Source organism: Enterococcus sp. AZ063 (assembly GCF_051715045.1).
Taxonomy (GTDB): Bacteria; Bacillota; Bacilli; order Lactobacillales; family Enterococcaceae; genus Enterococcus_D; species Enterococcus_D casseliflavus.
Window position 1 is genome coordinate 80445 of the sequence record NZ_JBIOTA010000001.1, and the last position, 24350, is coordinate 104794.

At 45.7% G+C, this 24350-nt stretch carries 19 protein-coding genes; 15 read left to right on the top strand and 4 right to left on the bottom strand.

Annotated features, from left to right (window positions below):
- The first annotated feature begins 54 nt into the window (after positions 1-54).
- From IGK61_RS00365 to cydC, 5 genes are all read left to right on the top strand, one after another.
- A complete protein-coding gene (locus tag IGK61_RS00365; protein WP_074535584.1) occupies positions 55-1014 on the top strand; it encodes a helix-turn-helix domain-containing protein in 960 nt (319 codons plus the stop codon).
- Positions 1015-1202: 188 nt separating this feature from the next.
- On the top strand, positions 1203-2633 hold the full coding sequence (locus IGK61_RS00370; RefSeq protein ID WP_005232838.1) for a cytochrome ubiquinol oxidase subunit I: 1431 nt from the start codon (positions 1203-1205) through the stop codon (positions 2631-2633).
- On the top strand, positions 2630-3649 hold the full coding sequence (cydB, locus tag IGK61_RS00375) for a cytochrome d ubiquinol oxidase subunit II (RefSeq protein ID WP_005232836.1): 1020 nt from the start codon (positions 2630-2632) through the stop codon (positions 3647-3649). The genes IGK61_RS00370 and cydB overlap by 4 nt, the downstream gene beginning before the upstream one ends.
- The gene (gene cydD / locus IGK61_RS00380) at positions 3646-5367 is read left to right on the top strand and encodes a thiol reductant ABC exporter subunit CydD (RefSeq protein WP_074535585.1); all 1722 of its coding nucleotides are present in this window, start codon (positions 3646-3648) and stop codon (positions 5365-5367) included. The genes cydB and cydD overlap by 4 nt, the downstream gene beginning before the upstream one ends.
- Positions 5360-7117 carry a thiol reductant ABC exporter subunit CydC gene (gene cydC, locus IGK61_RS00385; protein WP_010748518.1) on the top strand — a complete coding sequence of 586 codons (1758 nt, stop codon included), beginning with the start codon at positions 5360-5362 and terminating at the stop codon, positions 7115-7117. Before cydD ends, cydC begins: the two co-directional genes overlap by 8 nt.
- Before the next feature lie 55 nt (positions 7118-7172).
- Here the strand turns inward: cydC and IGK61_RS00390 are convergent, their stop codons facing one another.
- Positions 7173-8153 (bottom strand): polyprenyl synthetase family protein, encoded by a 981-nt coding sequence (locus IGK61_RS00390; protein WP_005226544.1) that lies wholly within the window; start codon positions 8151-8153, stop codon positions 7173-7175.
- 93 nt (positions 8154-8246) lie between these two features.
- On the opposite strand from IGK61_RS00390, the gene IGK61_RS00395 reads away from it, so the two are divergent.
- From IGK61_RS00395 to IGK61_RS00405, 3 genes are all read left to right on the top strand, one after another.
- Positions 8247-9149, top strand: coding sequence for a prenyltransferase (locus tag IGK61_RS00395; RefSeq protein ID WP_074535586.1), 903 nt, complete (start codon positions 8247-8249; stop codon positions 9147-9149).
- Positions 9150-9180: 31 nt separating this feature from the next.
- On the top strand, positions 9181-10389 hold the full coding sequence (locus tag IGK61_RS00400; RefSeq protein ID WP_015508719.1) for an NAD(P)/FAD-dependent oxidoreductase: 1209 nt from the start codon (positions 9181-9183) through the stop codon (positions 10387-10389).
- Positions 10390-10525: 136 nt separating this feature from the next.
- Complete coding sequence (locus tag IGK61_RS00405; RefSeq protein ID WP_074535587.1) at positions 10526-11467, top strand: FAD:protein FMN transferase; 942 nt, start codon at positions 10526-10528, stop codon at positions 11465-11467.
- A gap of 62 nt (positions 11468-11529) precedes the next feature.
- Here the strand turns inward: IGK61_RS00405 and IGK61_RS00410 are convergent, their stop codons facing one another.
- The gene (locus tag IGK61_RS00410; protein WP_010748521.1) at positions 11530-12444 is read right to left on the bottom strand and encodes a LysR family transcriptional regulator; all 915 of its coding nucleotides are present in this window, start codon (positions 12442-12444) and stop codon (positions 11530-11532) included.
- A gap of 263 nt (positions 12445-12707) precedes the next feature.
- On the opposite strand from IGK61_RS00410, the gene IGK61_RS00415 reads away from it, so the two are divergent.
- The 7 genes from IGK61_RS00415 (at position 12708) to IGK61_RS00445 (ending at position 21637) form a co-directional block, all read left to right on the top strand.
- The gene (locus IGK61_RS00415; RefSeq protein WP_074535588.1) at positions 12708-13313 is read left to right on the top strand and encodes an NADPH-dependent FMN reductase; all 606 of its coding nucleotides are present in this window, start codon (positions 12708-12710) and stop codon (positions 13311-13313) included.
- Positions 13314-13331: 18 nt separating this feature from the next.
- Positions 13332-15758, top strand: coding sequence for a flavocytochrome c (locus tag IGK61_RS00420; RefSeq protein ID WP_074535589.1), 2427 nt, complete (start codon positions 13332-13334; stop codon positions 15756-15758).
- A 90-nt stretch (positions 15759-15848) separates the two neighbouring features.
- Positions 15849-17078, top strand: a complete 1230-nt coding sequence (locus IGK61_RS00425; RefSeq protein ID WP_061053544.1) for an L-lactate MFS transporter — start codon at positions 15849-15851, stop codon at positions 17076-17078.
- Positions 17079-17299: 221 nt separating this feature from the next.
- The gene (locus IGK61_RS00430; protein WP_016611624.1) at positions 17300-19402 is read left to right on the top strand and encodes an SH3 domain-containing protein; all 2103 of its coding nucleotides are present in this window, start codon (positions 17300-17302) and stop codon (positions 19400-19402) included.
- A gap of 241 nt (positions 19403-19643) precedes the next feature.
- Positions 19644-20147 carry a general stress protein gene (locus IGK61_RS00435; protein WP_008376644.1) on the top strand — a complete coding sequence of 168 codons (504 nt, stop codon included), beginning with the start codon at positions 19644-19646 and terminating at the stop codon, positions 20145-20147.
- Positions 20148-20366: 219 nt separating this feature from the next.
- Positions 20367-20933 carry a hypothetical protein gene (locus IGK61_RS00440; RefSeq protein ID WP_074535591.1) on the top strand — a complete coding sequence of 189 codons (567 nt, stop codon included), beginning with the start codon at positions 20367-20369 and terminating at the stop codon, positions 20931-20933.
- A gap of 290 nt (positions 20934-21223) precedes the next feature.
- The gene (locus tag IGK61_RS00445) at positions 21224-21637 is read left to right on the top strand and encodes a phosphate-starvation-inducible PsiE family protein (RefSeq protein ID WP_010748527.1); all 414 of its coding nucleotides are present in this window, start codon (positions 21224-21226) and stop codon (positions 21635-21637) included.
- Positions 21638-21670: 33 nt separating this feature from the next.
- On the opposite strand, the gene IGK61_RS00450 is transcribed toward IGK61_RS00445, so the two are convergent.
- Both IGK61_RS00450 and IGK61_RS00455 read right to left on the bottom strand, forming a co-directional pair.
- Positions 21671-23542, bottom strand: a complete 1872-nt coding sequence (locus IGK61_RS00450; RefSeq protein WP_074535592.1) for a fructose-1,6-bisphosphatase — start codon at positions 23540-23542, stop codon at positions 21671-21673.
- Positions 23532-24350: a pyruvate, water dikinase regulatory protein gene (locus tag IGK61_RS00455; protein ID WP_005226564.1), complete on the bottom strand. Its 819-nt coding sequence runs from the start codon at positions 24348-24350 to the stop codon at positions 23532-23534. The genes IGK61_RS00450 and IGK61_RS00455 overlap by 11 nt, the downstream gene beginning before the upstream one ends.

Sequence of the window (24350 nt, forward strand, 5' to 3'; positions counted from 1 at the left end):
CTCTTCGGGAAAAGCAACTGCTTATTTCAATATATTGAAAAAGAAGGTGAAAAAATGAACAATTATGGTGCGACAGTGAAAGAGCTTCGCAAAAGCAAAGGCTTACTATTGAAGGAATTAGTGGATGATCAATTGTCGATGTCTTTGTTATCGCAATTTGAAAATGGCAAAACGACGATCTCCTGCGAACGATTTCATCGCTTGCTAGATAAATTGGAAGTGAGTTTTGCCGAATTTCAGCTGCTACATACGGGGGAGCATCATTCGGAGGCTCAAAAGCTAATGGTTGACTATGTCCGTTCGATGGGGATCGAATCCATTGATGAAGTACCTAAATTAAAAAAGAAATATCAAAAGCTGACCACGTACTTTCAACAGCATTACTCCTTGGAGCTGGACCACTTCTTACAACTGATCCGTTTTGACTACTTGATGAAAGAGGAGCTTTTTAAAGGGGTGCCCATCGAGGAGGCTTACCTGAAACACAATTACTGTTTGGACTCTGCCAAGCATTACTTGCTGAATACCGATACATGGGGTGTTTATGAGCTGCGGCTGTTTGCCCGCGTAGCAATTTCGATGGAGCCAGCTTTGCTTTGGCGCTGCTTGACGATCGCCATCAAAAAGAGTCAGCGCTTTGCAAAAATTCCTGGCAATGAAGATATTTTGTACAACACGTTTGAGACGGTATTTTCTGTCTTTGCTGTTTTCGACGAGGCGAATTATGCGGAAAAGACCTTTCATTTATGGCGAGATCATGTTTATGAAAAAGAACACATTGAACAAGCGATCTTTATGCCGTTTTTTGAAGGCTGGACGCATCTATTAAAACAAAATAAGGCACAAGCGGCGGACTTGATGCAGCAAACGTTAGATCAGCTGGAAAGATTAGGGATGAAGAACACGTTTGCTATGTATCAATTATTAAGCACATCTGTATTGAAAGAAGAGTTTCCAGGGATTTTATTGAGTGATCCATTGCTTTCTGAAGGAACCCGTTTTGGCTGGGAGTAGCTAGAATAAGCTGTATTCCGCTGATGAAAGCGCCTTATGTTTAAGAATCGGAGAGGAAGTGATTAAAAATCAGTAAATGCAAGCAATTTGCTTCTTTTTTACTGATTAGAGGAGTATATTCGAAGTTGGAATTTTTCTTTATTTAGAATTATTTTAATGTACTTTTTTATGAAATAGGAGGATGTAGGATGGATATTGTGACACTAGCGCGAATCCAGTTTGCGATGACGACGATTTTTCACTTTTTCTTTGTACCGTTTTCGATCGGAACTGGTGTCGTCGTTGCAATTATGGAGACACTTTATGTGATCAAAAAAGATGAAAAATATCGCCGAATGACGAAGTTTTGGGGGAATATTTTTCTATTGAGTTTTGCTGTCGGGGTCGTGACAGGGATCATTCAAGAATTTCAATTTGGGATGAACTGGTCAGACTATTCTCGTTTTGTCGGGGATATTTTTGGTGCGCCCTTAGCTTTAGAAGCTTTGTTGGCGTTCTTCTTAGAATCGACGTTCTTAGGACTGTGGATCTTTACATGGGATCGGGTCAGTCCCAAGCTGCACGCCACCTTTTTCTGGTTGGTGACGCTTGGTTCGATGCTATCGGCGTTTTGGATCTTAGCTGCCAATAGTTTTATGCAGCATCCAGTGGGGTATACCTTGAACAATGGCCGGGCAGAAATGACTGACTTCGGTGCATTATTGGCAAATCCACAAGTATGGTATGAGTTTTTACACGTGATCACCGCAGCCATCACGATGGGCGGGATCATTGTTGCTGGTTTATCAGCCTTTCGTCTATTGAAGAAAGACAAAGACATTGACCGCGACTTCTTCAAAAAATCAATGCGGATCGGTTTTGCGGTGGCATTGTTCGGTTCATTCACCGTCTTGCTAGCTGGGGATGAACAAATGAAATACTTGGTTGAAGAACAACCAATGAAATTTGCCGCAATGGAAGGAACTTATGAAGATACCGGGAGTCCTGCGGCTTGGACTGTCGTTGCTTGGGCGAATGAAGCGGAACATCACCAAGTCTTCGGTATTTCGATTCCATATATGTTGAGTATCTTAGCCTTCAATGAACCCTTCGGCTCCATCGATGGGATGGATACGGTCAATCAGCAATTGATTGAAACCTACGGCGACCGCAATTACTACCCGCCGGTCAACACACTCTTTTGGAGCTTCCGAATCATGGCTGGTTTTGGTGCCTTGATGCTGTTGGTTTCTGGTCTGGGGTTGTATTTTACGCGTAAGAAGAAACCGTGGCTCTTTGAAAAACGCTGGCTGCTTTGGGTAGTGGCGATCACTTTGTTCACCCCATTTATTGCCAATACAGCTGGTTGGTTAATCACGGAGTTAGGACGTTACCCATGGACGGTTTACGGTTTGTTTACGATCGAAGATAGTGTGTCACCAAACGTTTCCGTGACCTCACTCTTGATCTCAAACATCGTTTACTTCCTCTTGTTCTCTGGCTTAGGCGGAACGATGGTCTATCTGGTGAAACGGGAAATGGATCATGGACCTGAAAAAGAAGCCTTTGGTGAAATCAGCCAAGGAGACAACCAAGATGGGTACGAAGACCCATTTGATAAGGAGGCGTTTGAAGGATGACCGGTCTGCAATTACTATGGTTCACGTTGATTGGGCTTTTATTTTCCGGATTCTTCTTCTTAGAAGGGTTTGACTTTGGTGTGGGGATGTCCGTGCAGACATTGGCCCACAATGAAGAGGAAAAAGACCAGATCGTCAAAACGATCGGGCCTGTCTGGGATGGCAATGAAGTGTGGCTATTGACCGCCGGTGGAGCGATGTTCGCCTCGTTTCCATACTGGTATGCTTCTTTGTTCAGCGGTTTTTATTTGATTTTGTTATTGATCTTAGTCGGGTTGATCATTCGTGGTGTTTCCTTTGAGTTTCGAGCGAACTTCCCGAAAGAGCACAAAAATATTTGGAATTGGACGTTGACGATCGGCAGTACGATCGTGCCATTTTTCTTCGGTCTGATGTTTGTCAGCATGATCCAAGGAATGCCTTTGGGTGAAGATGGCAACATGACGGCAACCTTTACGGATTACGTCAATCCCTTTTCAATCGTTGGCGGAATCGCGTTGACCTTGTTGTGCTACTTGCACGGATTAAACTATATCGCTTTGAAAACGGAAGGTCCGATTCGGGCACGCGCACGCAACTATGCAAGTATTTTTTATGGCATCTTATATGCAGGCTTAATCGTCTTTGCTGTGATGCTTTACTTCCAAACGGATTTCTTTGAGAATCATTTTGCGACAACGCTTGGTTTGTTGCTGGTGATCGTTGTCCTGACACTGATTGCAAATATCGGCGTCTTTAAAGGCAAAGAAATGATGGCTTTCATTGCGAGCGGCTTGACGTTGATCGCTTTGGTGGCATTGATCTTCACAGGGTTATTCCCAAGAGTCTTGATCAGTTCGATCGATTCAAGCTATGACCTGTTGATCGCTGATGCGTCTTCAAGCCGCTACACATTGAAGATCATGAGTTATCTTTCACTGACGATCTTGCCTTTCGTCTTGGCCTATACGGCTTGGAGTTACTATATCTTCCGTAAACGGATCAGTCATACGGAGGCGTTGGAGGGGTATAAATGATTGATAAACAAATCATGAAGCTCCCAGGAATGAAACAACTTTTAGGGCTGCTTGCGGGACTTTCGTTCCTGCAGGCGCTCTTCATTATTGGGCAGGCGTATGGATTGGCACGTGCCATCACTGGCTTATGGGAAGGACGACCATTAGAGGAACAGTGGGGCTGGATTCTGCTGTTCTTTTGTTCGTTTATCGCCCGACAAGCCGTTATCTATTTCCGTTCCAAAAGACTCGATGATTACAGTTACCAGCAAGCCGCCGATCTGCGGGATCAATTGTTGGAGAAATTGTTTCGGGTCGGTCCTCAGATCGCACAACAGCAAGGGACGGGAAATGTAACAACGATGGTCTTGGAAGGGATCAATCAAGTCGAAAACTACTTGAAATTGATTCTTGCCAAAATCATGAATATGTCGATCATTCCTTGGGTCATTTTGGCACTCGTTTTTTATCTGGATTGGGAATCCGGCTTGGTCTTGCTGTTGGTGTTCCCCTTGATCATCATTTTTATGATCATCTTGGGCTATGCAGCGCAAAGCAAAGCGGAAAAACAATACCGGACGTTTCAATTACTGTCCAATCATTTCATCGATTCCCTGCGTGGGATCGACACGCTGAAATTGTTTGGGGTCAGTAAAAAATATGGCAAAAGTATCTTTGCTTCCAGCGAACGGTTTCGGAAAGCGACGATGGCTTCCTTAAAAGTCGGTATTTTATCGACCTTCGCCTTAGACTTTTTCACGACCTTATCGATTGCCGTCGTGGCAGTCTTGCTAGGCTTGCGGCTGATCAATGAAGGGATCTTGTTGTTTCCAGCGTTAACCATCTTGATTTTAGCACCAGAATACTTCTTGCCGATCCGCGACTTTTCCAGTGATTACCATGCAACCTTAGACGGGAAAAATGCGATGACTGCGGTGACGGAGATCTTGCATCAGCCCGAAGCCCAAGTACCGGCAGTAACGGTGCCTCGTTGGCAGGAAGACGCCCAGTTAACGATCGATCAGCTGACATTTTCCTACGAGGAAAAAGCGGCTTTGACGGATATCAATTTGAACGTGACTGGCTTCAAAAAGATCGGGATCATCGGTCTGAGCGGTTCTGGCAAGTCTACCTTGATCAATACCTTGAGTGGCTTTCTCGTGCCAGACAGTGGCGAGATCACTCTCGGAGGGGCCAAAACCACGGCCTTTCGCCAAGCAAGCTGGCAAGAACAGCTGATTTATATTCCGCAAAATCCTTATATCTATCGGTTGACCTTGCAGGAAAATGTCGCGTTTTATCAGCCGACAGCTACCAAAGAAGCCGTACTGAAAGCCATTGAAGTGGCAGGCTTGACTGAGCTTTTAGCGGAGCTGCCGCAAGGGTTGGACACGATGTTAGGAGAAGGGGAACGGCATCTAAGTGGTGGACAAGCCCAACGGATCGCGTTAGCCCGTGCCTTTTTAGACCAGCAACGAAAGATTCTTTTGTTTGATGAACCAACGGCTCATTTGGATATTGAAACCGAAGTGGCCTTAAAGGAACGGATGCTGCCGCTGATGGAAAACCGGTTAGTTTTTTTTGCAACCCATCGCTTGCACTGGATGGAAGAAATGGATGAAATCATCGTGATGGATCAAGGAAGAATCGTGGAACAAGGAACCTTGGCACAACTGCAGCAAAAGCAAGGTGCTTTTACAGAACTAGTCAATGGAATGAGGAGGGAACAGCTTGAATAAAATCGGCTTATTGCGCTCATTGAAAACTGATACGTGGGTCAAGCCTTTCTTGTCAAAATACAAAAACGTTTTGGCGCTGGCCTTATTCCTAGGCTTCTTGACCTTTTTCTGTGGTGGGGCACTGATGTTTAATTCTGGGTACCTGATTAGCCGCTCGGCATCGATCCCAGAAAACATTCTATTGGTTTACATCCCCATCGTACTGACCCGAGCGTTTGGGATCGGCCGTCCAGTTTTTCGCTATTTGGAACGGTTGACCAGTCATAGCTGGGTCTTGCGCATGACTTCTAATTTACGATTGAAACTGTACAACGTAGTAGAAAAAGATGCGATCTTCTTTAAGCAAGCGCATCGCACGGGGGATATCTTGGGCTTATTGGCAGAAGATATCAACCATATTCAAAACCTGTATTTGCGGACGATCTTTCCTACCGTGATCGCTTGGATCTTGTATGCGTTCTTGATCATTGGACTCGGCTATTTTTCTTGGTGGTTTGCTTTGGTGATGCTGCTGCTATTAGGGATCATCGTCTTTGTCTTGCCGCTTTGGTCGGTGATCATCAACGGCGCGCGGCAAGAAAAGCAAAAACACATGAAAAACAACTTGTATACGACACTGACGGATAATGTATTAGGGGTTTCTGATTGGGTCTTCTCTCAAAGAGGCAGCGAGTACGTGGCTGCCCATAAGGAACTGGAAACACAGTTGCGGGCGGTGGATGAACAGATGCTGTCCTTTGATCGCCGGCGTGATTTTCTTTTACAAAGCATCTTTGGAGTGATCGCTGTCGCATTGCTGCTTTGGACCAGCATTCGCTTTCCAGGTAACCACGGAGGAGCAGCCAACTGGATCGCTGCCTTTGTCCTGTGTGTCTTTCCTTTAGTTGATGCATTTGCGCCATTACCGTCTGCTGCTCAAGAAACCAATCGCTACAAAGACTCCATCGATCGCTTCAATGCATTGCCAGAAGAAAATCGCCAAGTCTCCATGGAGCAACCGTCAGTACCTGAAGTGACGGGCCTCGTGTCGATCACAGTCAAGGACTTGCATTTTCAGTATCCTGAAGGCAAAGAAGTGCTTCATGGGCTGGATCTAACGATTCCTGCGCATCAAAAACTAGCGATCCTTGGTCGCAGCGGTTCTGGGAAAAGTACATTTGCCTCCTTGTTGCGAGGCGATCTGCAACCGACGCAAGGGTCGATCACCTTAAACGACGTGCCTGTGACGGCATTGAGTGAGTCGATCAGTGACTTGATCGGTGTCATCAATCAAAGTCCCTATCTTTTCCATACGACCGTCTTGAATAATATTCGGCTAGGCAATGAGTCGGCTTCGGAAGAAGAAGTCTGGCGCGTACTGGAGCAAGTCGGGTTGAAAGAAATGGTGGCAGCTTTGCCTAACGGCTTGGCGACGATGGTGGATGAAGCCGGCTTGCGTTTTTCTGGTGGAGAACGGCATCGTTTGGCATTGGCGCGGATCTTGCTAAAAGACACCCCGATCATCTTATTGGATGAGCCAACCGTCGGCTTAGACCCGATCACGGAGCAAGGCGTGCTCGAAACCTTTTTCCAAGTGCTGGAGAACAAAACAATCATTTGGATCACCCACCACTTGCAAGGAATTTCGATGATGGACCGTGTGCTCTTTATTGAAGATGGTCAGTTGACCATGAGCGGAACACCTGCCGAATTGGCAGCAGAAAACAAACATTTTCAACACTTATTGGCCATTGACCAAGGACGACGATAAAAAAAGAGCGTCCATCAATCAGTGATGGACGCTTTTCTTCTCATTGCTCTATGGCTCAGTAATTGCGCTGCAAGAGCAGTTCAGTTAATGAACGAATTTTGGCTTTGCTAGGTGCTTCGGGCAGCAGATCGATGTCGTCTAAGGCTTTTTGCGTGTAGGTGACCGCGAAAGCGCGCGCTTTTTCAACACCGCCGTAACGGACGACAAGATCCGCAACTTCTTGGGCTTCTGCCAAGGAGAGTGCTGCTTTTTTATTCAAATAAGGAGCGAATGCTGCAGGTGCCTGTTCTTTGGCAAATAGCAGCGGTAAGGTATAGACTCCTTGTGCCAAATCTTCTAGAATCGGTTTTTTCAAAGTGCCGCTATCAGAGGTGTAGTCGAGAATATCGTCGAATACTTGAAAGGCGATCCCGATGTTGCGACCGATCTCACCCGCCCGCTCTTGGTTTTCTGTGTCGAGGCCGCCAAAATGAGCGCCTTCGAGACAAGCGAGCCAAAACAGTTCAGCGGTTTTGCCGTTGATGCTTTGCAGATAGTCGTCAATCGATTCATGGATGTTGTAGCGAGTGTGCATTTGATCAAGTTCACCTAAAAGGAGTCGTTTCATGGCTTGTGCGTTGGTTTTTAAAAACGGGGAGCCATTCATACTTTCGATCAAAAGCTCAAAAAATTGGGTGAACAAAAGATCACCCGTGTAGACCGCGATATCCTTGCCATATTTGGCTTGAACAGTGACTTGACTACGCCGCAACGGCGAATCGTCAATGATGTCGTCATGGATCAAAGTGGCCATGTGTAAAATTTCTAGAGAAGCAGCAATTTTTGTTAATTGGTCGGTTTTTTTATAATGGGGATCGCCTAAGTCAGCAAACAAAAAAAAGAGCGCTGGCCGCAGCATTTTTCCACCTGAATAAGTAAAGTCGATCAAAACATCTTGTATCTCTTTGTTACGAACAGTAACGTGTTCTTCAATGATGGAACATACGGTTTTCAATCGTTGTTCGATCGTCGGATAATCGATCCAAAAGTCAAACATAGTATAACCCTTTCTAACAGTCATTCAGCCCTTATTCTAGCGTAAAGGGGCGTGATTGACTAGTTTAATGCACTCACTAAAGGAGGTGAAGTTGTGACGCTACCTGTATTTTTAGAACTTGTCGAATTTAAAGCAAAAACCGCCAGTATTTTGCCATTTTTTATTGGTGTCTGCTACAGCTGGTACAATTATCAAACGATTCATCTTGGCTATGTCCTATTGTATTTCATTGCCATGCTGATCTTCAATATGGCGGTGGATATTTTAGATAACTACAACGATTACCATCATGCCACAGAAGGGCATGATTACAAAGAAAAAACCAATATCATTGGTCGGGAACAGTTGTCTGTCAAATTGGTTTTTTGGTTGATGGTCTCCATGATCATCGTTTCCGCCGCCATGGGAATCGCCTTGGCAATGGTGGTTGGTTGGCCGCTCTTTTGGATGGGACTTTATTGTTACCTAGTCGGGATCTTTTATTCCTCTGGTCCACGGCCGCTTTCTAGTTTGCCTTTAGGCGAGTTCTTTTCTGGCTTTACGATGGGCTTTATGATCTCATTGATCTGTGTCTACCTTAATGCCTATCAAACCTTTGAATGGAATATTGCCACGATTGGCAGTATTTTCTTGATCTCATTACCCAACACATTATGGATCGCCAACTTGATGCTGGCAAACAACATTTGTGATCTGGAAGAGGATGAAAAAAATGAGCGCTATACGCTGGTGCATTACCTTGGTAAAGCCCGTGCGTTGAAATTATTTATCGCGATGAACGTCTTGGCGTTTGTTGCGATCATTGCCTCAGTTGCCCTCAACATTGCGCCTTGGTCACTGGTTCTGACCTTTTTCGCGGCGCCCTTTGTCTGGCAACAGACAAAACGATTTATGCAAAAACAAATCAAAAGAGAGACCTTCATTTGTGCCGTTCGGATCCTTGCGGTCGGAGCATGCGTACAAGTGCTGAGTTTTGCGATTGGTTTGATTTTATAATTTTTACAGCAAAGAAAGGAAGTAAGGAAACATGAAGGAAGTTGTCATTTTAGGAGCAGGGTATGCTGGATTGCGAGCATTGCACGTACTGCAAGGAGCAAAAGAAGCGTTTCACATCACATTGATCGACAAAAACGATTATCATTATGAGGCAACCGATCTTCATGAAGTTGCGGCCGGTACGCAACCAAGAGACCGCATTTGCTATCCCATCAATGATGTCGTTCGTCCCCAAAAGACGAGCTTTGTTCAAAAGGAAGTGGCGTCGATCGATCGTAACCAGCAAGTGATCGTTTTTAAAGATCAATCCACGTGCACCTATGATTATTTGATCGTGGCATTAGGCTTTGAATCAGAATCATTTGGGATCCCTGGTGTCGAGGAGCATGCGTTGGAAATGGTGGATGTCGACTCCGCAGAAAACATCTATCATCATTTGTTGAAACAAATGAAGGCATACAAAGAAACACAAAATCCTGACTACCTAAAAATCGTTGTCTGCGGTGCTGGTTTCACTGGAATCGAATTGCTAGGTTCATTGGTGGAAAACCGTAAAACCTTCGCGAAAGCAGCAGGTGTCAAACCAGAAGACATCAAACTGTACTGTGTCGAAGCAGTGACTCGTTTATTACCGATGTTTGATGAAAAACTATCGGATTACGGGATCAAAAATCTCGTTAAATGGGGCGTAAACTTCCTGACTGGTAAACCCATCAAAGCAATCAAACCAGGTGTCGTTGTCTATCAAAATGATGCCGATACAGGAGCAACAGCAGAATTATCAGCCAAAACCATCGTTTGGACAACAGGCGTCAGCGGCAGCCATGTGATGGCTGAATCAGACTTTTCTGCTCGTCGGGGTCGCGTGATGGTCAATCAAGACCTAACAGACCCTGATCATAGTAACGTCTATGTTGTCGGTGATGTTTCAGCAGTCATGGACCCAGCGACCAATCGCCCGTATCCAACAACGGCTCAAATCGCTTTGAAGATGGGGCAGCATGCGGGTAAAAACATCTTACGTCAAATGAACGGGGAAAAACCAGCAGATTTCCACTTTGAATCATTAGGTTCAGTGGCATCGATCGGCAATACCCATGCCTTTGGCTTAGTAGGGAAAATGGGCATCAAAGGCTATCCCGCTTCCGTGGTGAAAAAAGCCATTATGGACCGTTCCTTGTACCAAACCGGTGGGGTCAAAGAAGTATTGGCGAAAGGCCGCTTCGACTTTTATCATTGAGCAATAGAAACAGCAGACTGCGAGGGTGACCTCGCAGTTTTTTTTCAAAAAAAGCAGCAGTGGTATCCCGCAGACTACTTTTTTCTCCCAGAAACTGCTATGATAGCCAAAAGAACAGGACAAAGGAGCAAGGACAATGCCAGAAGGCCAACGAGTGTTACAGGGAATGGGAACGGTGATCACGATTTGGGTGCAGCATGAAACCCCAGAAGTGATCTTAGAGGAAGCAGTCAAAAGAGCTGCGGCCTTTGAACAGCGTTTTAGTGCCAATGACCCGACGTCTGAGTTGATGCAGATCAATCAGCAGGCAGGACAAGGAGCGATCGCTGCCACACAGGAATTGTTTGAATTGATCGCACTAGGGAAAGCCCATAGCGTACCCAAAGATAGCTACTTAAATATTGCCATCGGTCCTTTGGTGCAGGAATGGCGGATCGGGTTCCAAGATGCCCATCTACCAACGCCTGAGAAAATCGCGGAGCTGCTGCCAAAGACTGATCCTGCCAAAATCGTTTTGGATGAAATGCTGCAGACCGTCGAGTTAGCTGCTGGCATGAAGCTTGATCTAGGGGCTGTGGCAAAAGGATATTTTGCTGATTTGTTGATGACCTATTTCAAACAGGTTGGTGTCACAGCCGCTTTGATCGATCTTGGAGGCAATGTGGTGACTTACGGCGATGCCCCGAGCCACCAAGATGGCTATTGGCGGATCGGGATCCAAAACCCTTTCTTACCAAGAGGGAATTTTGTTGCTGCGTTGAAGGTGCATAATCAATCAGTCGTTACATCAGGGATCTATGAACGAACCTATCAGGTAGCGGGCAAGACCTATCATCATATTTTTGATCGAGAAACGGGCTATCCGTTAGAGTCAGCCATTGCCAGTGTCACGATTCTCTCCGACAAATCGGTTGATGGAGAGATTTGGACGACCCGCTTGTTCGGCAAAGAGCCACAAGCCATCTTGCAGGAGCTGGCGCCGTTAGAAGGGATCACTGGATTAGTCATTACAAAACAAGGAGAGCTGATCTATCCGCAAGAATTAGCCCGTTTGATCGAAACGCCAACAGCAGAATGAAAACAAGCAGCGATCACCTAGGAATATAGGTGGTGGCTGCTTGTTTTTTTGTAAAAAGAAAGCTAGACGTGTTGCAAAAAGGTCTCGATCAAGTCGGCTTCGCTGTTTGACAATGCCCGTTCGGCTTGATGGGCAATAAAATAGGTGAGGGACAAGAGTTCCTCTGGCATCGGATAAAGATTAAAAGGAGTCGCAGTCGCTGCTTGTAGCACGCTTTCGGGTACGATCGCAATCCCAAGGTTGTTTTCTGCCAATGCTGCTGCTGTATAAATATTGCTGCTTTCTATGAGAACCGTCGCCTCTACTTTGTATTTTTGCAGCAATTGATCGATTTGGCGCCGAATCGCCGAGCCGCTGGCAGTCAAAATCAACGGACTTTGCAACAAGTCTTTGACTGCCAATGAATCAGGTGCTAAATACCGCTTCTCTGGTTGATACAGGGGAGAACAAGGCGGAATGATCGCTAGATACCGTTCTTGATTGGTACTGTGGACTGTTAGATTCGGTGCGATCGTCTCAGGATTTTGTCCGATAAAAAAGTCCAGCTGCCCATTCAACAGTCGTTTTTCATTGTGCTTCGGCAGGTCTTCCCGCAAGAAAAAGTGCACGTTGGGATAGTGTTCATAATATGCAGGCAAAAAGAGTGGCAGCAGATAGGAACCAAGGCTGGGCAAGATGCCTAAGCGCAAAGAACGCTTCTCGGTCGCGGTATACCAAGACAGCCGACTTTTCAATTTGGCAGACTCTGTTTCCAAGGTTTCCAGATATTGATAATAGATTTTACCAGCTTCCGTCAGTTGAAAATGACCCGGCTGCCGATTGATGATGGGGGTCCCTAGCTCTTGTTCGGCACGTTTCACGGTTTGTGTCAAGTAAGGCTGTGAGATGTAGAGGTCTTTGGCGGCTTTGGTATAGTTGCTATGTTTTAGCAAGGTATCGAGGTATTGCAGCATCAGATGGGAATCTTTAAGTGCCATTGCGTGGTCCTCCTAGTCATTTTTCTTATTATAACAAATTTGTTATCGATGGATAATTAAATAAATATTTCACAAATAAAGAATTCGGTCGTACACTAAATGGGTACTTGGGGAAGATTTTTTTGTTTAGGAAGAAGCCTTTCATCTCAGTAGGTCGTAAAAATCAACTTGAGAAACGATTGAAAAAAGAAATCAAAGCCAATGGTCAAAAACTTTTTATTTTTTGTTAAATGTTAAATTATTCACAATTAGGAGAGATGATAATGAAATTGATTGGAATCGTAGGAACCAACTCGACGCGTTCGACCAACCGTCGCTTACTGCAATTTATTCAAAGCCATTTTAGTGACCAAGTGGAGATCGAACTTTGCGAAATCAGTGATCTGCCGGCATTTAATGAACCAGAAGATCGGACGGCACCAGCGGCAGTCCAAGCCTTGTCAGAGAAGATCGAAGCAGCAGATGGGGTAATCATCAGTACACCAGAATACGACCACTCGATCCCAGCGGTGTTAAAAAGCATGATCGAATGGCTTTCTTATACGACGCGGCCTTTGATCGATAAACCAGTGATGATCACGGGTGCTTCTCTTGGTGCATTAGGTTCATCGAGAGCCCAAGCCCACTTGCGTCAGATCTTAGATGCGCCTGAAGTAAAAGCCCGAATCATGCCGAGTGCGGAATTTTTGTTAGGGCATTCCATGCAAGCCTTCGATGAACAAGGAAACTTGATCGATAACGAAAAAGTTGCCGAACTAGAAGACTGTTTCAATGAATTTGTCTTGTTCGTCGAAATCACGAACCGTCTGGTCAGTGAATATTCAACGGCTAAAGAACGAGCAAAGAAATTTTCGTGGGAACAAGCATAAGAAAGAGAGGAACTAGTCATGAAATTTGTCGGCCTAATCGGAACGAACGCCAAAAAATCGACCAATCGCCAATTAGTAGCGTTTATGCAGCGAGAATTTGCTGCCCTAGCAGAAATTGAACTGCTGGAAATCAAGGATGTTCCAATGTTCAATGAAACACAAGATCAAACCAATAGTGAAGTGATCCAACGGTTAAATAGCAAGATTTTAGCAGCCGATGGAGTGATTATCGCAACACCAGAGCATAACCATTCGATTCCTTCCGCATTGAAAAGCGTCTTGGAATGGCTCTCCTTCAATCTCCATCCCTTTGATGGCAAACCAGTGATGATCGTCGGCGCATCCTACGATGTGCAAGGCTCCTCCCGAGCACAGCTTCATTTGCGCCAAATCCTTGACGCTCCAGGTGTCAATGCGACAGTCATGCCAGGAAATGAGTTCTTGCTGGGGCGTGCGCATCAAGCCTTTGATGAACAAGGCAATTTAAAAGATCAACGAACGATCGACTTTTTGGAAAGCTGTTTCCGCAAGTTCGTTCGGTTTACGGAAGTCGCTAATTTGTTGAACGTACCAGAAGAAGTCGTTTATGAGCCTGGTGAATACACCGTCACAGCACCAGGACATAACGGGGATCTACCAATGGTCGTCAAATTGAGCGAAGAACGGATCGAAGCCATCGATATCGATACGTCTGGTGAATCAGAAGGGATCGCTGATGTCGTTTTCGTACGGATCCCTCAAGAGATTATTGAAGGGCAAACCTTAAATGTCGATGCGATCTCTGGTGCTTCGGTTACTAGTAACGGTGTCGTCGATGGGGTAGCAAAAGCCGTGAAAATGGCTGGTGCGAACCCAGATGTCTTGCGCAAACGTCCAAAAGCCGCCAGTGCTTTACAAACAGAAGATGAAACGTATACTACCGATGTCGTTGTCGTAGGTGGCGGCGGCGCAGGTCTGAGTGCAGCTGCCAGTGTGCTGCAAGCCAATAAAGACGTGATCTTAGTAGAAAAATTCCCAGCGATCGGCGGCAATACCGTACGTACTGGCGGACCGATGAATGCTGCGGATCCAAAATGGCAAAATGGCTTCTCCGCATTGCCTGGCGAACGCAGTGCTTTAGAAGAAGTGCTGACGATCGATGAACAAGACATCGATGCAGAATACTTGCCAGACTTCAAAGCTTTGAAGGCACAAATCACTGCGTATCTTTCAGAAACGACGCCAGAAAAAGAATACTTGTTTGATTCTGCTTTGTGGCATCGAATCCAAACTTATCTAGGCGGAAAACGCAAAGATTTGAATGGGCAACCGATCTATGGGAAGTACGAGCTAGTGAAAATCTTGACGGATCAAGCATTGGCCTCAGTGAAATGGTTAGAAGAAATCGGCGTAGAATTTGATATGAACAATGTCGATATGCCAGTAGGAGCGAAATGGCGCCGTGGGCATAAACCAGTCAAAAACGAAGGGTATGCCTTTGTATCGGCTTTGCATCAATTCGTGAAAGAACATGGCGGAACGATCTTAACCGATACGCCTGTCAAAGAATTATTGATCGAAGATGGTAAGGTTACTGGAATCATCGGGGAAGGCCGTAACGGTCAAAAAATCACAATCCATGCCAAAGCAGTGATTTTGGCTTCCGGCGGGTTCGGAGCGAACACCAAAATGTTGAAACAATACAATACCTATTGGACAGAGATCGAAGACGATATCAAAACGTCAAATTCACCAGCGATCACTGGTGACGGGATCAAACTAGGGGAAAGTGCTGGCGCGGACCTTGTTGGCATGGGCTTTTCACAAATGATGCCCGTATCTGATCCGAACACAGGGGCTTTATTCAGTGGGCTGCAAGTGCCGCCAGCTAACTTTGTGATGGTCAATCAAAAGGGTGAGCGCTTTGTTAATGAGTACGAAAGCCGCGATGTATTGACCCAAGCGGCGATCGATAATGGCGGATTGTTCTATTTGATCGCGGATGAAGAGATCAAGAAAACCGCTTATAATACGAGCCAAGAAAAAATCGATAAGCAAGTAGCTGCTGGTACGCTGTTCCGCAGTGAGACCTTGGCTGGCCTGGCAGAGCAGATCAATGTTGATCCAGCCGTCTTAGAGGCGACCGTTGCGAAATACAACAGCTATGTGGATGCTGGGAAAGACCCAGAGTTTGGCAAAGATGTTTTCGACTTGAAAGTGGAAAAAGCGCCTTTCTATGCCACACCAAGAAAACCAGCGGTTCACCACACGATGGGAGGATTGAAGATCGATCCGCAAACCCATGTGTTGACGAAGGAAGATCAAATCATTGAAGGACTGTATGCAGCAGGAGAAGTTGCTGGGGGGATCCATGCCGGCAATCGCTTAGGCGGCAATTCGTTGACAGACATCTTTACTTTTGGCCGGATTGCTGGAAAGACAGCAGTCGCAGAACATCTCGAATAAAAAGCCTTGCGCGTTGTGACTTGTCACGCGCGCTAGCTTTTGAAAAAACATGTGAATAAAGTAACATGCTTAAAATAAAGGAGAGAAAAAATGGAAACAAAAATCAATCGCTGGCTGATTCTGATCGCTTCGACCGCAGTGTTGCTGTGTACGGGCGCTGTATACGCCTTTAGTGTCTTTGCAGGACCTCTTAGTCAATTAAAAGGTTGGTCCATGGAAGAGATCATGCTAGCCTTTACCATCAATGCCGCAGTTGGCCCGATTACCATGATTTTGGGTGGTTTGCTGACAGACCGAGGAGCCGCTAGATGGGTCATCGCTGGTGGAGGCGTGTTGTTCGGAGCAGGTTTCTTCCTGACGGGTTTGGTCAACTCACCCGCTATGCTGTACCTGACTTATGGAGTCTTTGCTGGTTTAGGGCAAGGCTTTGCCTATTCGGCTTGTTTAAGCAATACGATTCGGTTATTCCCGGATAAACGGGGACTGGCTTCGGGCTTGATCACAGCAGGTATGGGTGGGGCAGCGATTATTGCCGCACCGATTGCGAATCGTTTGATCGAATCACAAGATGTCTTAGCGGCGTTTCGGATTTTAGGAATTGCCTATATCGTGATCGTCTTGGTGGCTAGTCTATTTATTCGTAAAGCACCAGAAAATTACCGTCCAGCAGGTTGGCAACCAGCGGATCAAGGAAAAAATGGTCCTCAAATCAATCTAAATTGGTTGGACATGCTGAAGACACCAACTTTTTACTTGATTATTGTTATGTTAGGGGTAGGGGCTTTCTCAGGTTTGATGATTGCTTCCAACGCCTCAGTGATCGGGCAAAGTATGTTTGGTTTGACGGCAGCGGCCGCTGCCTTTTATGTCAGCTTGTACTCATTGAGCAACTGTTTTGGTCGTGTCCTTTGGGGCACCGTTTCTGATAAAATTGGTCGGACGAATACGTTGATGATCATCTATGGCGTGGTGGCATTGTCCTTATTCTTATTGACGCTTGGTCAAACAACTGTGATCTTCACTGTCGGGATCATCGGTTTAGGACTGTGCTTCGGGGGCGTGATGGGGGTATTCCCATCGATCGTTATGGAAAATTACGGACCGATCAATCAAGGGGTCAACTATGGAATCGTCTTTATTGGTTATTCTACGGCGGCATTCTTTGGCCCCAGAGTGGCAGCAGCAATCGCAGAAAGTAACCAAGGAGATTATACAAAAGCCTTCTATACGGCAATTTTCTTGGCCGTTTTTGGGCTTGTTCTCAACATAGGCTATGCGATGCTAAAAAAAGCCAAAAAGCCCGCACCTGTTATTAAATAACAATTCACCAAAAGTAGTCTTTTTGATAAAGGCTGCTTTTTTGGTGCTAAAACAACTCTTTTTTCTTTTTTTAGAACAGAGTATTGGCTGATGAAGCAAAAGAGAAAACTGTTTCATAGCAAGAATTTATCTCGTTGATTTCACTGTTTTTTCATCTTAACCCCCCATTTTTTAATAAATCGTGTTACAATAAAAAAAGGCTAATACGACGGAGGGATTAAATGACAATTCGTAAAGAACGACGCCGCTTAGAAAAGCGCTTGAAGCGCACGCAATATACCCAAAAAAGTATTACGATGGCTACTACTTTAGTAGCGGGATCAACGTTTATCCCGACCTTAGGGCATGCGGCTGAAACGGCAACGACAGAGACCAGCAATGACCTTAAGGTCGTTGAACAAACAACAAACACTACACCAGAAACCGACAGCACGCCGGTTGAGGAAACGACAGAATCGACGACAGCACCTGTTGTGACCGAAGAAACTTCGGAAATAACGGAGGAGTCAGGAGCTGAAGCAGTTACTGAGGGATCAGAAACAGCGACGACAGAAAGCACAACAGTCGCTAGTGATGAAGTCTTAGAAGCAGATGAAGTACCATCAGCCCTTTCTGATTTGACTAGTCGGGCATTATTTTCACGGGCAACGATCGATCCGGCTGCCTTTATCAGTCAGATTTGCGGCTATGCAACGGAAGTGGCGGCAGCAAACGATCTGTATGCCTCTGTTATGATGGCACAAGCGATTTTGGAATCAGGTTGGGGCGCCTCGACTTTGACGACCACAGCCAACAATATGTTTGGGATCAAAGGCAGCTACAACGGCCAATACGTGACGATGGATACCTATGAAGATGATGGTTCCGGCAATTATTATTTGATCAGCGCTAAGTTTCGGAAATACCCATCATTAAAAGAGTCTTTTGAAGACAATGCATATGTGTTGCGCAACACGAGTTTTTCTAGCGGCAACTACTATTACAGCGGTGCATGGAAAAGCAATACGACCTCTTACACGCAAGCAACCGCTTGGCTACAAGGGCGGTATGCAACCGATACTTCTTATGCCAGCAAATTAAACAATTTGATCAGTACGTATAATTTAACGCAATATGATACTGGCAGCTCAAACACAGGTGGCGGCAATAGCAATGAAACGATCGTCAGTGATGAAACAGCGATCAATCAGCAGATGAAAACCACGTCATCTATGAATATTCGTTCCGATGCTTCCACCAGTGCCTCTATTACTGGTTCGTTAGCAGCTAATACGACGTTTACGGCAACGGCGACCAAAACCGGCACCAGCGTCAATGGCAACACCACGTGGTATAAGATTTCTGGCAAAGGTTGGGTCAGCGGCGCGTATTTGACGAAGGTTTCGACCGACTCTTCAAACAACAATAGCGGATCAGGCAACACCGGTTCTGACAATGGCAATTCCGGTACGACGATCAACAAGCAAATGAAGACGACGGAAGCGATGAATATTCGTTCTAGCGCGTCCACTAGCGGATCAGTGGTAGGGTCACTTAGCAAAGGCACGACCTTTACTGCCACTTCCATGAAAACCGGCACATCAGTCAATGGCAACAAAAATTGGTATTATGTCTCTGGCAAAGGTTGGGTCAGCGGTGCCTACCTTACTGAAGTGACCAACAATAATTCTTCTGAAGCGGAAAAAGAAGACAATGGTTCAAGTATCAATCAACAAATGAAAACGACGGCCGCATTGAATGTCCGCTCCGATGCTTCTACCAGCAGCCGTGTCGTGACAACGCTTGGTCAAGGGGTGACCGTTACCGTGACAGCGAAAAAGAACGGCACTTCAGTGGAAGGCAATAAAACGTGGTACTACGTTTCTGGCAAAGGTTGGGTCAGTGGTGCCTACTTGACAACAACCAGCAGCTCTTCCAATAATAACGGTTCAACAACCACAAATCAGCAAATGAAAACCACCGAGATTTTAAATGTTCGTTCCGATGCTTCTACCAGCAGTAGTATTACTGGTTCTTTAAGTAAAGGAGCAACCGTCACGGTTACCGCAACAAAAACCGGGACGACCGTCAATGGCACGAACAAATGGTATTATGTTTCTGGCAAAGGCTGGGTCAGTGGTGCCTACTTGACGTCTGCTAGCAGTGGGTCTTCTAATACGAATACCAGCAGCAGTTCAACGAAGACGCACACGGTGAAATCAGGGGACAGCTTATGGTCACTGGCACAAAAATATAACACCAGCATCAGCCAACTCGCATCATGGAACAACATCAACAGCAGCTATACGATCTTTGTCGGTCAAAAACTGATCGTTTCCAAGTAACAAGCAAAAAAACCGCGTGCAAGCCATTGGCTCACGCGGTTTTTTTATGATGGATCAAGCTTTTACTAAGCTATTAGCGGTTTTTCAAGAAACTACTTTTTTTTCGTAAGCGCAATCAAACTATTTGGTCAATCATAGAACCCTGCGTTAGAATGAAAGAAGCAATAGAAATTGCTAGTTTTAAAAGAATTGCTTCAGAACCAGAACGATCGAAGCGTACACAAAATAAGGAGGATTTCACATGCACAACAGAAACCTAACGATTATTGGCAGTTACGACACTCGAACAGAAGTATTACCGGTTATTGAGCAATTGACAAACGAAGGCTATGGCAAAGAGGATATCGTGCTGTTTGCGAATCAAACAGTCATCGATCAATTTGGGTTAGAATCCATCGATGATGTGGAAGTGGAGCAGGCAGCTAGTGAGGATGAAGATCGTTCGCTTTGGGAAAAAATCAAAGATGCTTTTTCTTTCGGCGATTCCGATCATAGGCATGATGAGCATGATCCGTTATATGGTTATCGTGATGACCTTGAACGAGACAAACTCGTTGTCGGCGTCTACGATTATCAGCCGATGGACAAAATAACCGATCGTGATGCAGATACTGGTCCGATCATCGATCAACCGTTACCAGGCGAAACAGCAATGCCAGATGAGTCCGTCCATCCAACGCCCCGCATGGGAGACAGCGATATTGAAGCACCGATCCATGACCCCAACCATCTGCGTAACTTATAAATAGAAGGGGTTAAACAATAAAGGAATCATTAAAGCCAGAGGAACAAGCATCCGTCGCCCTCGGGCTTTTTTTGTTGCGCAACGGGCATTCATGTCTTTGTCATCTTTGAAAATAAAACTTAATTTGTTGACGATTGCTTTTTTTTGTATAATATAAGAATGAGATAGAGCGTTATCGGAAGGTCCAACCACATTTTTGGGGAAAGGATGGGGAGTGCGATGAAATTCAAGTTCAATATGCAGTCGGCATTAGTCAGTTGTTTTGTTGCGGTTTTTTTGAGTGTGGCGATCAATCAAGATGCCAATGCCTTTGTGGCCGCGCCCTTTGTACGAGATTCTTCCAGTAGTTCCTCTGAGCCACCTTACCAGACAGCAAGCAGCAGTATCGAAGAAACCTCTGATTCCAGTCAGATTTTTTATGAAGCCAGTGTTAGTTCTTACACACCGTCTTCAACGACTAGTCGCTCGATCGAAGCGTCGACAAATGAAGGCACGTCTGTTTCCGTAAGTGAAGCAGAGACAGAGCCTAGCGTCAGCACTTCTGCAAGTAGCGAAAGCAGTTCGAGTACCGCGCCGAGTGGCGGATCAACCACCACCAGCGATACGTCTAGCAGTAGCGCTAGCAGCAGTTCTTCAAGCTCTTCCAGTACGAGTTCGACCAGTACTACAACAAGCAGCTCCAGCAGTGAAACGACTGAACCGTCTTCGGAAACCTCCAATAGCGATGACGAAGCTGCGGAAGATACGAGTGAAAACGTTGATCTAACAGTCGAAGGGGTCAACTGATCCCAGTTTATAAGGAAAACCAGTCCAATCCAAAGGCACCATTTCAGCTAGGCTTTATGCCTAGCTTTTTTATTTGCTTGTGTGAAGGAGTCCCGCCCCTCCATTGCTATAAACAGGCTTTTTCGTGGCTGCGTCCCCATAAAGCAGCTATCCCTTTTGACTAGTGAAAAAAGCGACTACCCTCAGTCCTGCGTGTTTATTTCCTTCCTTCCTAAAAAAAGCTGCACTTGCAAGCATATCGTAAAGTGATTTTGAACAGTTTCGCTATAATAAGTGCGAGGAGGGGTGTTATGGGAAAGTATTTTAAGCACTTCGAAAAAATGATTAGTGTGATTGTTGATATTATGTTAGGACTGTTGGTTCTTTTGGTTTTGGTGGTGATGGCGGAAGCGATCTACAAAATCGTTGTCCATGTGATCCCACTGCATGAAGTTAGTGATCTTTCCTTATTGATCGAAGAGATCGCGACATTGTTTATTTTACTGGAAATTATTTTGATGTTATTGCGTTACGTAAAAGAAGGTCACCATATTCCGGTGCGCTACTTGATTTTGATCAGTATCACAGCAATTTTAAGAGAGCTGCTTTTGGCACAAGGAAAAGGGTTAGAAACGCTCTTTTTGGCCTTAGCGATCTTGGTCTTGATCATTGTGCTGCAGGCGTTGGAAAAACTCAAAGCCTTTCATAGTTCTAAAGGACTGTAAAAAAAATCATCCGATTGGTTGACGAATGACTCGTCAAGGGATCGGATGATTTTTTAATTCTTCAAAAAGCACTCGGCTTTCTTGCTGCAGCCGCTTGCCGATATCTGTTTGCCCTACCGTTGTTCTTTCGGTTTGCCGCACGACGATTTTTTTCTGAGTGACGATGTCACGTCGCTGATGGATGGCTTGCTGGCGATCTGTAAAGGGTTGATGGGCTGCTAAGGTCATGCCGAAGGAATTTGACAACAGCGTGTAACCGGCAATGCCTGTGACGGATTGGTAGGAGCGAGAGAGTCCGCCATCGATCACCAATAAACGACCATTTGCCTTGATGGGCGTCTCACCTTTACGCACTTTGACAGGGGTGTGGCCATTGATGATGTGGCCTGTCGGCGGCAGATCGAACGAAGCTAGGACACGGCAGCAGAAGTCTTCATTTTCCCTTAAAGAATAATAGGCATTTTTTGGTTCCTTATGGGTGTTGCGATCTGCTATAAAGTAGCGCTCAAAGGTTTTCATGGCTTTTTTGCCGAAGAGGGAAGAGCCTTCGCCGCACCAAAGATACCAGATCATATCGGTGGCAAGGTCTGTTTGCTTTTCTGGTGCGGCAAAGCTTTCCTGCAAACATTGCTGAAAAAAGTCCATCAACGCTTTGCCTGCTAAGGGCTGCTGCTGGAAAGTAAAGGCCAGGAAATCGCCGTTTTCCTGACAAGGCAGGCAGCCGTGATACAGCAGGTTGTCGTTGAAGCGCTGGTACAATGTGCCATGCTCAACTAAAAAGCGCATATGCGCAGCTAAGCGGGGCGAGCGTTGAAATTGGCTCAGCAAATCTTGCAGTACCTCATGTTCTTCTGCTGTCAAACGGTAAGGATCATCGGGATCTACTAGTTGAAAACAGCTGTTGATCAAAGGATAGGTCTGGTCTAGCTGGATTTGTTGCCGATCTTGAGACAAGCGATGCAACAAGCAGCGCTCTGCCATCGCAAATGTTGGACGCCGCTGGATCACGGCTGCTTCGACTTTGAATTGGATGATGGCAAACGCCTGTTGCAAAAGCATGGCTGCTTTTTTTTGCTGGCTTGATAAAGGGTCCACTGTTTTTTGCGGATAAAAGCCTTCATTTTCTGTGTAATATTTTTGGCTAAAAGCCAGTGCTTTTGATAGATCGATGCCATAACCATCTTGTAATAATGCCAGATTGCCGTAGCGAGCAGCGATGCGGATCGTATTGGCCAAACAGGGCAGCGAGCCGCAAAAGCTGCCGATCCACAAAATATCATGGTTGCCTAGCTGAATATCCAGTGAGGGCAAAGTCATCAAGCGATCGACGATTTTGTCTGGCGCTGGTCCGCGATCATAAATATCGCCTAAGACGTGGAGATGATCCACTACGAAGCGCTGAATCAAGTACGCCAGTTCTTGGCAAAAAAGCGGGGCTGCCTCTAATTCAATGATCTTATCAAAAATCGCCCGGTAGTAAGCTTCTTTATTGAAGTCAGCATCATATTGGTACAACAGTTCTTCTAAGATATAAGCAAAAGAAGACGGCAGTGCTTTGCGTACCTTGGAGCGTGTGTATTTACTGGAAGTAAAGCGGGCAACTTTCACTAGCTGTGCCATCTTTAAGCGCCAATCGGCAGGGGTCCAGGTCTGTTCTTGTAATAGCTCCTCTGGATAATAAATGACAAAACAAAGTTCGGTCTGTTCTTCTTTCGTCAAGACGCCAGTAAACAAAATCTCGACTTTTTCTCGGATACTGCCAGAACCATTCCGCAAAATATGGTCAAAGGCATCGTATTCACCATGCAGATCGCTGACAAAGTGCTCGGTGGCTTTCGGCAGCTGCTGGATGGCTTCCAAGTTGATGATCTCGGTCAGGTTTGCCAAGGCGTCTTTATTGAACATGGGCCTGTTCTTTGGCTTGTTCTTCAATCAGCATCGCGCTTTCTTCAATGGAGCGTTTGCTGACATCGATCACCGGAATGTTCAGCTTTTTGAACCATTCATTCGCGTAAGCTAATTCTGCTTCGATTCGTTCACAATTGGTGTAATGGGTCTCTTCTTTTAAGCCCAATGAATGCATTCGGGATCGCCGAATCTCGGTAAGGGATTCTGGATTCGTGGTCAAACCGACCATTTTCCGCGGGTCGACTTGGTGCACTTCGGCTGGCAAAGCAACTTCAGGAATCAAAGGCAGATTTGCCACTTTGTAGCCGCGGTTTGCCATGTATAAACTCAATGGGGTCTTCGAGGTTCGCGAAACCCCTAAGAGGACAAAGTCAGCATCGAGAAATCCCCGTGGGTCTTTGCCGTCGTCGTATTTCACCGCAAATTCCATCGCTGCCACCCGACTGAAATATGCTTGGTTCAAGCGATGCAAGGCACCAGGCTCTTGGACGGCTTCTACACCGAATGTTTTTTCCAGCATCGTGGTCAAGGGCGACATAAAGTCGACATACTGCAAACCAGTCCGTTTGGCAAAGGCATCAACAAAAGCGACTAATTCTTTATTGACTAAGGTGGTAACGACGATCGATTTGTCTAGTAAGGCATCTTTGAGGATCTCGCCTAAGCTCTCTTCATCATTAGTAAAGGGAAAGAGCTGGATATCTGAAAGGTCGATCGTGGGAAACTGCGCGGAAACGGCGGCGATCAGCTTTTGTGCCGTTTCGCCTACGGAATCTGAAATCAAATATATTCGAACGTTCTTCAT